The following is a 13,266-nucleotide window of genomic DNA, read 5'->3' on the forward strand; positions in this document are numbered from 1 at the left end:
TTTTATCCGCTGGCGTGAATGATTTTGGCTTTGTCAGATAGATGACATCAAATCACTAAATGACAACGATCTAACAGCTCGATGACCTGCGCCTTCGCCCATACCGTCGAATCCCGCTTTGCCGAGCTGACGCCGACCGCGAAGCGCATCGCGAGCTACATGCTCGCGAACCTCGATCGGCTCGGCCTCGAAACCGCCGACCAGATCGCGCAGCAGACCGGCACCAGCGGCATTTCGGTCGGACGTTTCCTGCGCAGCGTCGGTTACCGCAATCTCGACGACCTGAAGCGCGAACTGCGCGGCGGCGGCGATCGCCCGTGGATGATCACCGACCGGCTCGACGAATACCGCCGCATCGCCGGCACGCCATCGGCCGAACGCAACGGCGGCAACGGCAGCGCTGGCAGCGCCGGCACGCTGGCGTCGTCGCTCGAACGCGAGCTCGACGCGATCCGCCACGTGTACCGCCTGGCCGAAGGCCCGGTGTTCGCGCAGGTCGCCGACCGGATCGCGCATGCCGACGCGGTGTTCATCCTCGGCATCCAGTCGACCCGCGGCATCAGCAACGCATTCAGCAGCTACCTCGAATACCTGCGCCCACGCGTGTTCTATTCCGACGGCCAGTCGGGCTCGTACGTCGATTCGCTGAACTCCGAATTCGAGCATCCGTACTGCATCGTCACCGATACGCGCGCGTATTCGCGCAGCGCGCGCCGCTATTGCCAGGCGGCCGCCGAACGCGGGCAGCCATTCGCGCTGGTGACCGACCTGTCGTGCCCGTGGGCGCGCGAATGGCCGGCCGATCTGCTGCAGGTGAAGACCGACGTCGGCCAGTTCTGGGATTCGCTCGCGCCGCTCACCTGCCTGTTCAACCTGCTGATCACGGCCGTGGTCGATCGCCTCGGCCCCGCGATCGACCGGCGCGTCGCGCGCAACCGCGAACTGCAGCGCACGTTCGACCAGTTTGAATCCTGAGCGAGCCCACCCTGCCGATGAACGATCACCGCCTCGTCGAAATCACGCCCGCCACGCATCGCGTCGAGATCGATCTCGTCTACGCGACCGACCGCAACCTGACCGGCAAGCCGATCTACCGCAACGCGCACTGCCTGCTGCTCGAGCCCGCCGAAGCCGCATTGCGCCGCGCGGTGGAGGTCGCCGCGCAGGCCGGCGTCACGCTGCGCCTCTACGACGCCTACCGGCCGCCGCAGGCGCAGCAGGTGCTGTGGGATTTCCTGCCCGATCCGAACTTCGTCGCCGACCTCGGCCGCGGCTCGAATCACAGCCGCGGCACCGCGCTCGACCTGACGCTCATCGGCGCGAACGGCGCGCCGCTCGACATGGGCACCGGCTTCGACGAGATGGTCGCCGCATCGGGCCACTTTCACGCGGGGCTGCCCGAGCACGTGCAACGCAACCGCCTGCTGCTGCTCGGCGTGATGCATGCGGCCGGCTTCGCGCACATCGACAGCGAATGGTGGCACTACGAACTGCCCGGCTCGCGCGCGTTGCCGCAGATCGACAATGCGGCGAGCGGCCCGTGGCGCCTGATGTAACGACGATCCACGCCTCCTTTTTCATGCACGTCCACGTTCAACGACTCAAACGACAGATGGAGAAGCGCACATGACATTCCCGACCTCCCGGCTCGTCGCGGCGCTGGCCGCCGCGTCCGTATTCGCCGCCGTTCCGCTTGCCGCCGCGCATGCGGAAACGCCGAAGGACATGTTCGTGATGGCCACGCTGCTCGACGAATTCACGACGCTCGATCCGGGCGAGATCTACGAGCTGGTGCCGGAGGAATACGTCGCGAACACGTACGACCGGCTCGTGCGCGTCGACCTGCGCGATCCGTCGAAATTCAACGGCGACGTCGCGCAGTCGTGGACCATGAGCCCCGACGGCCTGACCTATACGTTCAAGCTGCGCCCGGGCCTCAAGTTCCACTCGGGCAACCCGCTGACGGCCGACGACGTCGCGTGGTCGATCCAGCGCGCGGTGCTGCTCGACAAGGGGCCGGCCGCGGTGCTGACCGGCATCGGCCTCACGAAGGCGAACGTCGTCGCGAACGTGAAGAAGCTCGACGACGCGACGGTGTCGGTCACGACCGACCGCAAGTACGCGCCGACCTTCGTGCTGAACGTGCTCGGTTCGTGGCCCGCATCGGTGCTCGACAAGAAGTTGCTGCTGTCGCACCAGCAGGGCAACGACTTCGGCAACGGCTGGCTGAAAACCAACGAAGCGGGCTCCGGCGCCTACAGGCTGGTCAAGTGGACGGCCGGCGACAGCGTCGTGCTGCAGCGCTTCGACGGCTACCGGCTGCCGCTCGCGATGAAGCGCATCGTGCTGCGCCACGTGCCCGAAGCCGCGAGCCAGCGCCTGCTGCTGGAGAACGGCGACGTCGACGCGGCACGCGACCTGAGCCCCGACGATCTGGCGTCGGTCGTGAAGTCGGGCAAGGCGAAGGTAGCGGCCTCGCCGCAGGCGACGCTGCTGTATCTCGGCCTGAACACGAAGAACCCGACGCTCGCGAAACCCGACGTGCAGGAAGCGCTGAAATGGCTCGTCGACTATGCGGGGATCCAGGGCAACGTCGTGAAGACGACCTACAAGGTACACCAGACCTTCCTGCCCGAGGGCTTCCTCGGTGCGCTGAACACGAACCCGTACAAGCTCGACATCGCGAAGGCGAAGACGCTGCTCGCGAAGGCCGGCGTGCCCGGCGGCTTTTCGGTGACGATGGACGTGCGCAACGACTATCCGTACACGGAGATCGCACAGGCCGTGCAGGCGAACTTCGCGCAGGCCGGCATCAAGGTGCAGCTGATCCCCGGCGACAACAAGCAGACGCTCGCGAAATACCGCGCGCGCCAGCACGACATCTACATCGGCGAATGGTCGGCCGACTACATCGATCCGCACAGCAACGCGCAGGGTTTTGCGTGGAATCCGGACAACACCGACAAGTCGAGCTATAAAATGCTGGCCTGGCGCAACAGTTGGGACATCCCGCAACTGACGAAGGAAACCGACACCGCGCTCGCCGAACCGACCGCCGCGAAACGCGCGCAACTGTATCAGGCGATGCAGAAGGAAGTGCTCGCACGCTCGCCGTTCGTGATCATGTTCGAGAAAGTCGCGCAGGTCGCGACGCGGCCCGGCGTGAGCGGGCTCGAAGTCGGGCCGATCAACGATCTGGTGTCGTACCGCAACCTGAAGAAGCAATAAGATTCGCCTCATGTCGACTCCCGCCTCCTCCCTCGAAGCACTGCGCACGCTGCCCGCGCGGCGCCCGGCCGTGCGCTGGGCACTGCGCGTGCTGCGCTGGGCGCTCACGCTCGCCGTCACGTTCGCGGGGCTGCTCGCGCTGACGTTCGTGATCGGCCGCAAGGTGCCGATCGATCCCGTGCTCGCGATCCTCGGCGATCGCGCGTCGGCCGAGGCGTACGCGGCCGAGCGCATCGCGCTCGGGCTCGACAAGCCGCTCGTCACGCAATTCCTGATCTATGCGCGCGACGTGCTGCACGGCAATCTCGGCGTGTCGCTGCTGACCGCGAACCCGGTGCTCGACGACATCAAGCGCGTGTTCCCGGCCACGCTCGAACTGGCGACCATCGCGACGCTGATCGGCATCGCGATCGGCGTGCCGCTCGGCGTCGCGGCCGCCGTGAAGCACAACCGCCCGATCGATCACATCGCGCGCTTCGTCGGGCTGATCGGCAATTCGGTCCCGGTGTTCTGGCTCGGGCTGATGGGGCTGCTGCTGTTCTATGCGCGGCTGCACTGGGTCGGCGGCCCCGGCCGGCTCGATCCCGTCTACGACGGCATGGTCGACCCGCGCACCGGCAGCCTGCTGCTCGACGCGGCGCTCGCGGGCGAGTGGGACGTCTTCCGCAACGCGGTGTCGCACATCGCGCTGCCGGCCGCGATCCTCGGCTACTACTCGGTCGCGTATCTCAGCCGCATGACGCGCTCGTTCATGCTCGACCAGCTGAACCAGGAATACATCGTCACCGCGCGCGCGAAGGGCCTGTCCGAGCGACGCGTGATCTGGCGGCATGCGTTCGGCAACATCGCGGTGCCGCTCCTGACCGTGATCGCGCTCACGTACAGCAACCTGCTGGAAGGCTCGGTGCTGACCGAGATCGTGTTCGCCTGGCCGGGGCTCGGCTCGTACCTGACCGGCGCGCTGCTGAACGCCGACATGAACGCGGTGCTCGGCGCGACGCTCGTGATCGGCGCGATGTTCATCACCGTCAACCTGCTGACCGACGCGCTGTACCGCGTGTTCGATCCGCGTGCGCGCTGAGGGCCGCTCCGACATGACCGCTTCCCCCCTGCTTCTTTCATCGTCCATGCCGAAGGTCGTCCAACCATGAGCGCCGAGCGTCTCTCCCTGCGCGCGTGGCTGCTGTCCGACGCGCCCGCGTCGCGCTCGCAGGCCGCATTCGGCCTCGCGTACCGGCGCTGGCGCCGGTTCGCCACGAATCCGCTCAACCTGTTCGGGCTCGCGATCCTGGTCGCGCTGATCGCGGTCGCGATCGTCGGCCCGCTGATCATGCCGCACGATCCGCTGCGCCAGGTGCTGTCCGACCGGCTGTTGCCGCCCGGCTCGCCGTCGCACTGGTTCGGCACCGACCAGCTCGGCCGCGACATCCTCTCGCGGCTGATCGCCGGGTCGCGCCTGACGCTCGGCATCGCGCTGCTGGTCGTCGTGATCGTCGTGCCGATCGGCCTGCTGATCGGCACCACGGCCGGCTATTGCGGCGGCTTCGTCGACAGCGTGCTGATGCGCATCACCGACATCGCGCTCGCATTCCCGAAGATCGTGCTCGCGCTCGCGTTCGCGGCCGCGCTCGGCCCCGGCGTGATCAACGCGGTCGTCGCGATCTCGATCACCGCGTGGCCCGCGTATGCGCGGCTCGCGCGCGCCGAAACGATCCGCATCGCGCAGGCCGACTACATCCACGCGGCGCGGCTGCAAGGCGCGTCGGGCCCGCGCATCCTGCTGCGCTACATCATGCCGCTGTGCATGTCGTCGGTGATCGTGCGCGCGACGCTCGACATGGCCGGCATCATCCTGACCGTCGCGGGCCTCGGCTTTCTCGGCCTCGGCGCGCAGCCGCCGAGCCCCGAGTGGGGCTTCATGGTCGCGTCGGGCCGCAACGTGCTGCTCGACGCGTGGTGGGTCGCGACGCTGCCCGGCATCGCGATCCTGCTCGTGAGCCTCGCGTTCAACCTGCTCGGCGACGGGCTGCGCGACGTCTTCGATCCCCGCCATGGAGCGTGACATGCCGATGCATTCCACCGCCGCGCCGGCACCGCTCTGCGAGATCGACGGGCTGAAGATCGGTTTCCGCGGGCACGACGGCAACGTCACCGACGCCGTGCGCGACCTGTCGCTGACGCTCGCGCCGGGCGAGCGGCTCGGCATCGTCGGCGAATCGGGCTCCGGCAAGTCGCTGACCGGCCGCGCGCTGCTCGGCCTGCTGCCCGACGCCGCGCGCTGGTCGGCGCGCACGATGCGCTTCGCGGGCCACGACCTGCTCGCGATGTCGCCGCGCGAGCGCCGGCGGCTGTGCGGCAGCCAGATGGGCATGATCCTGCAGGACCCGAAATATTCGCTGAACCCGGTGATGACGGTCGCGAAGCAGATGGGCGAGGCGTTCCGGCTGCACGAGCCGGGCCTGCGCGGCCGTGCACTGCGCGAGCGGATCGTCGACGCGCTCGCGGCCGTGCAGATCCGCGACCCGGCGCGCGTCGCCGATGCGTATCCGCACGAGTTGTCGGGCGGCATGGGCCAGCGCGTGATGATCGCGATGATGGTGTCGACCGGCCCGCGCCTCTTGATCGCCGACGAGCCGACCTCCGCGCTCGACGTCGCGGTGTCGATGCAGGTGCTCGCGGTGCTCGACGCGATGATCGCGCGGCACGGCACGGGCCTGATGTTCATCAGCCACGACCTGCCGCTCGTGATGTCGTTCTGCGACCGCGTCGCGGTGATGTATGCGGGCCGCGTGGTCGAGACCTGCGCCGCGCGCGACCTGCGCGACGCCACGCATCCCTACACGCGCGGGCTGCTCGCGGCGAACCCGCCGCTCGCGGACCCGCCCGACGAACTGCCGGTGCTGCGGCGTGACCCGGCATGGCTCGAGCCCGCGCCGCCGGCCGCCGCGAGAACCGATCGACAGGAGGCCGCACGATGATCGACGTCGATCATGCATCGATCCGTTTCCCGACCCGCACGGGTCACGTCGACGCCGTGCGCGACGCGAGCTTCGCGGTGCGCGACGGCGAAGTGTTCGGGCTGGTCGGCGAATCGGGCTCCGGCAAGTCGACGCTGCTGCGGGCGCTGACGGGCCTCGTGCCGCTCGCGTCCGGCAGCCTGTCGATCGACGGCCGCCCGGTGGGCGGCACGCCCGATCGCGCGTTCCGCCGCCACGTGCAGATGGTGTTCCAGGATCCGTATGCATCGCTGCATCCGCGCTTCACCGTCGACCAGACGCTGCGCGAGCCGCTGTCGATCCATGCGATCGGCGACGCCGATGCGCGGATCGCCCGCGCGCTGTCCGAAGTCGGCCTCGGCCCGGCGTTCCGCTTCCGCTATCCGCACCAGTTGTCCGGCGGCCAGCGGCAGCGCGTCGCGATCGCCCGCGCGCTGATCGTCGAGCCGCGCGTGCTGCTGCTCGACGAGCCGACGTCCGCGCTCGACGTGTCGGTGCAGGCCGAGATCCTGAACCTGTTGCGCCGCCTGCATCGCGAACGCAACCTGACGATGATCCTCGTCAGCCACAACCTCGCGGTGATCGGCTTCCTGTGCCAGCGCGTCGCGGTGATGCAGCACGGCGAGATCGTCGAGCAGCTGCGGATCGAGGACGTGCGCGCCGGACGGGTCGCTCGCGACTACACGCGCACGCTGCTGAATGCGACCGAAGGCTACCGCCGTCTCGACCCGGTGGTCGACGCGCCTGCCTCGTGACATCCGCCGGACGCGAACGCATGCGATACTGCGCACGCCACGCGCCGGCTTGCCGCCGCATGGAACCCTTGCGTACCGCACGGGTCAACTTCCTTTCGTCAACAGCTCAATCGCAATAGGGAGGCGTTCATGCTGCAATTCATCGAAACCCTGGTCGTCGGGCTCATCGTCGGCCTCCTCGCCCGCGCGTTCAAGCCGGGCGACGACAAGATGGGCATCCTGATGACCATCGTGCTCGGCGTCGTCGGCTCACTGGTGGCCGGCTATGTCGGCCGCGCCGCCGGCTGGTATGCGCCGGGCCAGGGCGCCGGCTGGATCGCGTCGATCATCGGTGCGATCGTGCTGCTCGTCGTCGTGGGTGCGATCCGCAAGCGCACGAGCTGAACACCGCGCGCCCCACACCAGCGCAAAACGGCCGCTCGATCATGAGCGGCCGTTTTGCTTTCCGGACGACGCTAACCGTTGCCGGCGCAACGGTTACCGCGATCGTTCGTCATGCGATCTTGTCCCATCCGGCGTTTCCCCACCTTGCGGATGCGCAGATCCGGCCTACATTGGTTGAAGCACTGCGCGGTCATTTGCTTATTACCTATATTTTCGTTTTTTGATTCAAGAGGTCCGATGGTTTTGCCGTTTACGCAGATAGCATCGCAGCGTTGACGGACTGCCACCCGAGCGGCCCCGCTGCGACGCGCTTCCTCTCTGGAGCCTGTCATGAAGCATCGCGTGTTCGCCTCGTTCGCCCTGGCTGCCTCGCTTCTGGCCTCGTCCTCGTCATTCGCCGCCGGCGCGTCCGGCATCATCTACTTTTCCGGCATGATCGTCGAGCCGCCCTGCTCGTTCGCGCTCGACACGACCAACGCGGTCCGGGCACACGTGCGCCCCGACTGCCCGCGTCCGGCCGCCGGCCAGATCGCGTTCGTCGACGCGGCGACCCAGCGCTCGCTGAAGACCGCGCTCTTTACGCAAGCCTCCCGCGCAATCGTTTTACCTGACCGTCCGGGCAACGACCATGCACCTATGATCGCCGTCGTGACCTACCAGTAAAGCTCGCCGCGGCGCCGCGCGTCAGTCGCGGTGACGCGCGATCCAGTCGCTGAACGCGCGGATCTTCTGCTGGCTGCCGAGGTTCTCGGGGTAGACGAAGAAGTAGCGTGCGCCCGTTTCGAGCACGATGTCGAACGGCCGTTCGAGCCGGCGTGCGCTCACGTCGTCGTCGACGAGCGTCACGTCGCCGATCGCGACGCCGAAGCCCTGCATCGCCGCGTTCGTCGCAAGATCGAGCGTGTCGAACGTCGGCCCGCGCGCGGGATCGACGCCGCGCTCGCCCGCATGGTCGAGCCATGCACGCCAGTCGCGGTGGTCGCGCGTCGGGTGCAGCAGCGTGTGATGCGCGAGATCGCCGACCGCGCCGAGCGGCGACGTCTGCCGCAACTCGGGCGCGCAAACGGGTGTCAGCCGCTCGTCGAACAGCGGCAGCGCGACGACGCCCGGGCCCGGCGACGTCCCGTAGACGATCGCCGCGTCGAACGGCTCGCTCGAGAAATCGACGACGTGCTGCCACGTGGTCGTGATCTGCACGTGGAGATCGGGATGTTCGCCCTGGAAGCGCATGATGCGCGGCAGCATCCAGCGCATCACGCAGGTCGGCACCTTCAGCGCGAGATCGGTGCGCTGCCGCGTGAGCTTCATCGAGATGTCCTCGATCCGCGCGAAGCTCTCGTCGACCACCGGCAGCAACTGCTCGCCTTCGGCCGTCAGCGTGAGGCCCTTCGCATGCCGCCTGAACAGCGGAAAACCGTAATGCGCCTCGAGCGTCTGGATCTGGCGGCTCACCGCACCCTGCGTGATGCACAGCTGCTCGGCCGCGCGCGTGAAGCTGCGGTGGCGAGCCACCGTCGAGAAGATCTGCAGCGCGTGCAGGGGCGGAAGTCGGCGCATGGCGAACGGGAAACGGAAAACGGCGCGGAAGGACCGCGCGCCGACGCCGGCGCGCGCTGACCGACACGATAAGCCAAACGCCGGCTTTGCGCGAGACGCCGGGTACTCAGGCCGTCGCGGTGAGCGCGCCCGCCGCGATGCGCGCCGCCGAGGCGACGACGTCCGCGCGCGCCGCGGCATCGGCCTGCGGCTGCGTGAACGACACGGCCATCACGATCGGTGCGCGCGCCGGCGGCCACAGCACCGCGACGTCGGTCGTCGTGCCGAAGCCGCCGGTCCCGGCCTTGTCCGCGACGCGCCAGCCGGGCGGCACGCCCGCCGCGATGCCGGTCGCGCCGCGCGCGCCGCCGACCATCCACTCCGTCAGTTGCGCGCGCTGCGGTTCGCGCAGCGCGTCGCCGAGCAACAGCCGCTGCAGCGTGTCGACCATCGCGACCGGCGTCGACGTGTCGCGCTCGTCGCCGGGCGCGGCCTTGTTCAGTTCGGGTTCCCAGTGATCGAGGCGGAAGGTGGTGTCGCCGCTTTCGCGCGCGAACGCGGTGACGGCCTGCGGGCCGCCGAGCACGCCCATCAGCAGGTTGCCCGCGCCCTTGTCGCCCGACTGCAGCATTGCGGCGCACAGCTGCGCGATCGTCATGCCGGTGTCGACGTGGCTCTCCGTAATCGGCGAGCCGGACACGATTTCATAGCGGCGATACAGGATGCGACGCGGCAGCAGCGATGCGTCGAGCGCACCGCGCGCGAGCATCGCGGCGGCCGCCATCACCGCATACGTACCGCACAGCGGGAAGCGTTCGCGTGCGTGATGCGCGATGCGTACGCCGTTCGACGTATCGAGCGCGGCGACGCCGAGCCGCCCGTTCGAGGCCTTTTCGAGCGCGGCGAGTTCGGCTTGTGCGGTGTGGGCGCGCCCCTGGTCGGCGACCGGCGCGGACGTGCACGCGGCAACGAACGGCGCGGCAACGGCGGCAAGCAACAGCGAGCGGCGTGTCGGAGAGTGTTCCATGAATGAGGTCTGTTCTGTCGGAAACGGTGGCTCGAAGCAACGCGGCCGCGCATCCGCGACGCGCGACCGTTCACGCCGACGGCCGGCCCGCGACGGCATTCGCCGCGCATCCCCGAAAGACGCCCGTCGGCCCCGCACGATGGCGGGATTCGCATGAACAGACCCTAGCGTAGCAGCGACCGCCGTCGCGTTCCAGCGAAACGGCCCCGCTTCATCCTTGCGACGAAGGCAGGTACGGCATCGGATTCACCGGCTTGCCGTCGCGTCGCACCTCGAACAGCAGCGCGACGCGCGAGTTGTCGAGATCGCCCATCTCGGCGATCGCATCGCCCTGATGCACGATGTCGCCCGTCTTCACGAGCAGCTTGCGGTTGTGCGCATAGGCGGTCAGGAAATCCGCGTTGTGCTGGACGATGATCAGGCTGCCGTAATCGTTCAGACCGGTGCCCGCGTACATCACGCGGCCGTCGGCCGCGGCGCGAACCGGGTCGCCCGGCCGGCCGGCGATCTGGATGCCGCGATTCTGGCCGGGCCGGAACCCGTCGACGATCTTGCCGGTTGCCGGCCACTTGAGCGCGACGCCGCCCGCATGGCGACGGGTTTCCTTGACGACCTGACGGTCGCTCGCGCTCGATGCGCCGGCCTGCGAAGTGGCTTGCGCGGTTGTCTGCGAATTGCCCTGACTACCCGCCGCGCCATTGCTCGCGACGGCCTGCGTGGCGGCCGCTCCCGCGGGCGGCAACGGCTGCTGCCTGACGATGCGCAGTACCTGCCCCCTGCGCAGCCTGCCGTTCGCGGCCAGCTTGTTCCAGGTGCGCAAGTCGGCCACGCTGCAATCGTTCGCGGAAGCGATGCCCGTCAGCGTGTCGCCGCGTTTCACGACGTACTTCTGCGCGACGAGAATCGGCGCGGGCGGCATCGCGGCGGCCGACGGCGCGGCAGGCGGGCTCGAATCAGCGGGTTTTCCCGCCAGCGTGTCGCTCGGCGGAACGGACTGCGGACTTGCACAACCGGCCATGACGAGCACGGCGGCCAGGCCCGACAGCCACGCCGCCTTGCGGTGAATCTCGCGCGTTTTCATGGACGATCCGACTCCGGTTTGACAATCTTTCAAGCATCTCAAAAACGGAACGGCCGACGTGTAACCGGATGCAAACAATGATGACAAACGATCACGGACCGGATGCCGGCCGGCATTCGCTACCGGTAATACGGTCCGATCCGGAAAAACTTGATGGTGTTTTCGCAGAAAAACGGAAGAATTTTCGTCGCAAAAAACTATGGCTCATTTATTTCAATAGACATGCACCACGACGTTCATCGCCACCACGCGACAAGTTCGGCACCGGCCCACGCGACGCCGATGCACAGGAACAGCAGATGCAGCGCGATCTTGAACGACACGCCCCATGACGAATCGATCTGCATGACAGGCTCCCGGTTGATGTGCGTCCATGATCGACCATCGATCGCGCCCCGAAAATGCGGAAGCGGCGAACCGGGTCTCAGGCCAGCCCTGAGACCGGCGCCGCGGTTCCTGCTAACTTATCGGCCATTCCCCACCCATCGCTCCGCCCATCATGCGCTTCGACCTGACCGACCTGCGGCTCTTCCTGAACATCTGCGAAGCCGGCACGATCACGAGCGGCGCCGAGCGGACACACATCACGCTGCAGGCCGCGAGCGAGCGCATTCGCGGAATGGAGGACGAGCTCGGCGTGCCGCTGCTGCACCGGACCAAGTCGGGCGCACAGGCCACCGATGCGGGCCGTGCGCTCGAACACCACGCGCGCACCGTGCTGCAGCAGATCGATCACATGCGCGGCGAACTGCAGCAATACGGCCAGGGACTGCGCGGCCATATCCGGCTGCTGTGCAACACCGCGTCGCTGAGCGAATACCTGCCCGACGCGCTGGCCGATTACCTGCCGCGCCATCCGAAGCTGTCGATCAGCGTCGAGGAGCGCTCAAGCCAGGAGATCGTCCATGCGATCCGCAACAAGACGGCCGAGGTCGGCATCGTCGCCGATTCGGTCGGACTCGGCGGGCTCGAGCAGAAGCCGTTCCGCGAAGACTGGCTGATCGTCGTCGTGCCGGTCGCGCATCCGCTCGCGTCGCGCGACAAGGTCGCGTTCGACGACATCGCCGGCGAGGACTTCATCGGCCTCACCGACGGCAGCGCGCTGCAGGTGCATCTCGCCGACCAGGCGCGCGCGCTCGGCAGGCGGATCCGCTATCGCGTGCAGTTGAAGAGCTTCGACGCGATCTGCCGCGTGATCGCGAGCGGCGTGGGCATCGGCATCGTGTCGCGGCATGCGGCCGAGCGCGCGATGCAGACGATGGACGTGCGGCTCGTCGAGTTGTCCGATCCGTGGAGCCACCGGAAACTGACGCTCTGCGCGCGATCGTTCGACGCGCTGCCGAAGTACACGCGCGAGTTCGTCGCGTTCCTGTCCGGCGACGCCCCGCCGCAATGACGCGCGTCGCGTTCGACCTGCCCCATCGACTGACGGAGACATGACCATGACCGACACCGATCTCGCCACCCGCTATCGCGCGTATATCGACTGCCTGAACCGGCAGGACTGGTCGTCGCTCGGCGAGTACGTGTCCGACGACGTGATCCACAACGACCGGCCGCTCGGCCTCGCCGGTTACCGCGCGATGCTGGAACAGGACTTCCGCGACATTCCCGATCTCCGCTTCGACATCCGGCTGCTCGCGTGCGAGCCGCCGCACGTCGCGTGCCGCCTTCGCTTCGCGTGTGCGCCGAAGGGAACGTTCATGGGGCTCGCCGTCGACGGCCGCAAGGTCACGTTCGCCGAGAACGTGTTCTACGAATTTCACGAAGGCAAGATCCGCCAGGTGTGGTCGGTGATCGACAAGGCGGCGATCGAGCAGCAGCTGTAGCGCCGTCGAAACGGCGGGGCGGCGCGCACGGCGGGCGGTGGCTGACAGCCCGCGGTGGCAGGTCGAACGCACCTCGATCCTTATGGATAACGTTTTCTTTCAGAAGGCGTCGGAGGCCCGCCTCCATCCGATGCGCTCGCCCGCCGCTTCAAAGCCCTTCGCGCGTGCAATGACAGCCCAGCCACCGAGAAAAATCCCCGAGATTTTCGCGTAATTCCGATTTACCCTCCGCACCATTCCCTCCCGCCATTCGGGTTTCTACCGGCGCATCCGATGTGAAAGTTCATTGACATCGCGTCGATCGATGCCTAAATTTGGAAAACGTTTTCCATTACTGGAGCGCGACGCCGATGACGGCCCGCGCAGGGGGAACGCTTGCGTGCTCGATTTGTGATTCAGGCCGTCCGTCTTCAGGGATCAGGGTTGCAAG

The 13,266-nt window shown here is 67.7% G+C and carries 15 protein-coding genes; 12 read left to right on the forward strand and 3 right to left on the reverse strand.

Annotation, left to right across the window (positions count from 1 at the left end):
- The first annotated feature begins 81 nt into the window (after window positions 1-81).
- From sapR to H0X90_RS09320, 10 genes are all read left to right on the forward strand, one after another.
- The gene (gene sapR, locus H0X90_RS09275; protein WP_034202212.1) at window positions 82-975 is read left to right on the forward strand and encodes a sap1 transcriptional regulator SapR; all 894 of its coding nucleotides are present in this window, start codon (window positions 82-84) and stop codon (window positions 973-975) included.
- A 17-nt stretch (window positions 976-992) separates the two neighbouring features.
- Window positions 993-1,556: a D-alanyl-D-alanine dipeptidase gene (gene ddpX / locus H0X90_RS09280; RefSeq protein ID WP_006496987.1), complete on the forward strand. Its 564-nt coding sequence runs from the start codon at window positions 993-995 to the stop codon at window positions 1,554-1,556.
- Window positions 1,557-1,626: 70 nt separating this feature from the next.
- The gene (locus tag H0X90_RS09285) at window positions 1,627-3,228 is read left to right on the forward strand and encodes an ABC transporter substrate-binding protein (protein WP_077189367.1); all 1,602 of its coding nucleotides are present in this window, start codon (window positions 1,627-1,629) and stop codon (window positions 3,226-3,228) included.
- Between the two features lie 10 nt (window positions 3,229-3,238).
- Window positions 3,239-4,309 carry an ABC transporter permease gene (locus H0X90_RS09290; RefSeq protein ID WP_006483536.1) on the forward strand — a complete coding sequence of 357 codons (1,071 nt, stop codon included), beginning with the start codon at window positions 3,239-3,241 and terminating at the stop codon, window positions 4,307-4,309.
- A 66-nt stretch (window positions 4,310-4,375) separates the two neighbouring features.
- Complete coding sequence (gene nikC / locus H0X90_RS09295; RefSeq protein WP_060211196.1) at window positions 4,376-5,290, forward strand: nickel transporter permease; 915 nt, start codon at window positions 4,376-4,378, stop codon at window positions 5,288-5,290.
- A gap of 1 nt (window position 5,291) precedes the next feature.
- Window positions 5,292-6,206 carry an ABC transporter ATP-binding protein gene (locus H0X90_RS09300; protein ID WP_077189366.1) on the forward strand — a complete coding sequence of 305 codons (915 nt, stop codon included), beginning with the start codon at window positions 5,292-5,294 and terminating at the stop codon, window positions 6,204-6,206.
- Window positions 6,203-6,979 carry an ABC transporter ATP-binding protein gene (locus H0X90_RS09305; protein ID WP_034202208.1) on the forward strand — a complete coding sequence of 259 codons (777 nt, stop codon included), beginning with the start codon at window positions 6,203-6,205 and terminating at the stop codon, window positions 6,977-6,979. Before H0X90_RS09300 ends, H0X90_RS09305 begins: the two co-directional genes overlap by 4 nt.
- Window positions 6,980-7,108: 129 nt before the next feature.
- Complete coding sequence (locus H0X90_RS09310) at window positions 7,109-7,363, forward strand: GlsB/YeaQ/YmgE family stress response membrane protein (protein WP_006483522.1); 255 nt, start codon at window positions 7,109-7,111, stop codon at window positions 7,361-7,363.
- 41 nt (window positions 7,364-7,404) lie between these two features.
- Window positions 7,405-7,587: a hypothetical protein gene (locus H0X90_RS09315; RefSeq protein WP_125346432.1), complete on the forward strand. Its 183-nt coding sequence runs from the start codon at window positions 7,405-7,407 to the stop codon at window positions 7,585-7,587.
- Window positions 7,588-7,693: 106 nt separating this feature from the next.
- The gene (locus tag H0X90_RS09320; RefSeq protein WP_006496978.1) at window positions 7,694-8,026 is read left to right on the forward strand and encodes a hypothetical protein; all 333 of its coding nucleotides are present in this window, start codon (window positions 7,694-7,696) and stop codon (window positions 8,024-8,026) included.
- A gap of 21 nt (window positions 8,027-8,047) precedes the next feature.
- On the opposite strand, the gene H0X90_RS09325 is transcribed toward H0X90_RS09320, so the two are convergent.
- From H0X90_RS09325 to H0X90_RS09335, 3 genes are all read right to left on the reverse strand, one after another.
- Window positions 8,048-8,920, reverse strand: coding sequence for a LysR substrate-binding domain-containing protein (locus tag H0X90_RS09325; RefSeq protein ID WP_006496977.1), 873 nt, complete (start codon window positions 8,918-8,920; stop codon window positions 8,048-8,050).
- 106 nt (window positions 8,921-9,026) lie between these two features.
- The gene (bla, locus tag H0X90_RS09330; RefSeq protein ID WP_012493385.1) at window positions 9,027-9,926 is read right to left on the reverse strand and encodes a class A beta-lactamase; all 900 of its coding nucleotides are present in this window, start codon (window positions 9,924-9,926) and stop codon (window positions 9,027-9,029) included.
- Between the two features lie 211 nt (window positions 9,927-10,137).
- Window positions 10,138-11,007, reverse strand: coding sequence for a peptidoglycan DD-metalloendopeptidase family protein (locus H0X90_RS09335; RefSeq protein WP_006489809.1), 870 nt, complete (start codon window positions 11,005-11,007; stop codon window positions 10,138-10,140).
- 499 nt (window positions 11,008-11,506) lie between these two features.
- Here H0X90_RS09335 and H0X90_RS09340 point away from each other — a divergent pair, with 499 nt between their 5' ends.
- Both H0X90_RS09340 and H0X90_RS09345 read left to right on the forward strand, forming a co-directional pair.
- Window positions 11,507-12,403: a LysR substrate-binding domain-containing protein gene (locus H0X90_RS09340; RefSeq protein ID WP_006496975.1), complete on the forward strand. Its 897-nt coding sequence runs from the start codon at window positions 11,507-11,509 to the stop codon at window positions 12,401-12,403.
- Window positions 12,404-12,449: 46 nt separating this feature from the next.
- Window positions 12,450-12,836 (forward strand): ester cyclase, encoded by a 387-nt coding sequence (locus H0X90_RS09345; RefSeq protein ID WP_006489793.1) that lies wholly within the window; start codon window positions 12,450-12,452, stop codon window positions 12,834-12,836.
- The last annotated feature ends 430 nt before the right edge of the window (window positions 12,837-13,266 follow it).

It is taken from the genome of Burkholderia sp. 9775_39 (assembly GCF_015712225.1).
Lineage (GTDB): Bacteria > Pseudomonadota > Gammaproteobacteria > Burkholderiales > Burkholderiaceae > Burkholderia > Burkholderia cenocepacia.

Bases quoted from the DNA above. Each gene is read 5' to 3' on its own strand.
- H0X90_RS09345 (WP_006489793.1), top strand. From the start codon at position 12,450: ATGACCGACACCGATCTCGCCACCCGCTATCGCGCGTATATCGACTGC.
- sapR (WP_034202212.1), top strand. From the start codon at position 82: ATGACCTGCGCCTTCGCCCATACCGTCGAATCCCGCTTTGCCGAGCTG.
- H0X90_RS09335 (WP_006489809.1), bottom strand. From the start codon at position 11,007: ATGAAAACGCGCGAGATTCACCGCAAGGCGGCGTGGCTGTCGGGCCTG.
- H0X90_RS09325 (WP_006496977.1), bottom strand. From the start codon at position 8,920: ATGCGCCGACTTCCGCCCCTGCACGCGCTGCAGATCTTCTCGACGGTG.
- H0X90_RS09315 (WP_125346432.1), top strand. From the start codon at position 7,405: ATGAGCGGCCGTTTTGCTTTCCGGACGACGCTAACCGTTGCCGGCGCA.
- H0X90_RS09290 (WP_006483536.1), top strand. From the start codon at position 3,239: ATGTCGACTCCCGCCTCCTCCCTCGAAGCACTGCGCACGCTGCCCGCG.
- H0X90_RS09300 (WP_077189366.1), top strand. From the start codon at position 5,292: ATGCCGATGCATTCCACCGCCGCGCCGGCACCGCTCTGCGAGATCGAC.
- nikC (WP_060211196.1), top strand. From the start codon at position 4,376: ATGAGCGCCGAGCGTCTCTCCCTGCGCGCGTGGCTGCTGTCCGACGCG.
- H0X90_RS09305 (WP_034202208.1), top strand. From the start codon at position 6,203: ATGATCGACGTCGATCATGCATCGATCCGTTTCCCGACCCGCACGGGT.
- H0X90_RS09340 (WP_006496975.1), top strand. From the start codon at position 11,507: ATGCGCTTCGACCTGACCGACCTGCGGCTCTTCCTGAACATCTGCGAA.
- H0X90_RS09285 (WP_077189367.1), top strand. From the start codon at position 1,627: ATGACATTCCCGACCTCCCGGCTCGTCGCGGCGCTGGCCGCCGCGTCC.
- ddpX (WP_006496987.1), top strand. From the start codon at position 993: ATGAACGATCACCGCCTCGTCGAAATCACGCCCGCCACGCATCGCGTC.
- H0X90_RS09310 (WP_006483522.1), top strand. From the start codon at position 7,109: ATGCTGCAATTCATCGAAACCCTGGTCGTCGGGCTCATCGTCGGCCTC.
- bla (WP_012493385.1), bottom strand. From the start codon at position 9,926: ATGGAACACTCTCCGACACGCCGCTCGCTGTTGCTTGCCGCCGTTGCC.
- H0X90_RS09320 (WP_006496978.1), top strand. From the start codon at position 7,694: ATGAAGCATCGCGTGTTCGCCTCGTTCGCCCTGGCTGCCTCGCTTCTG.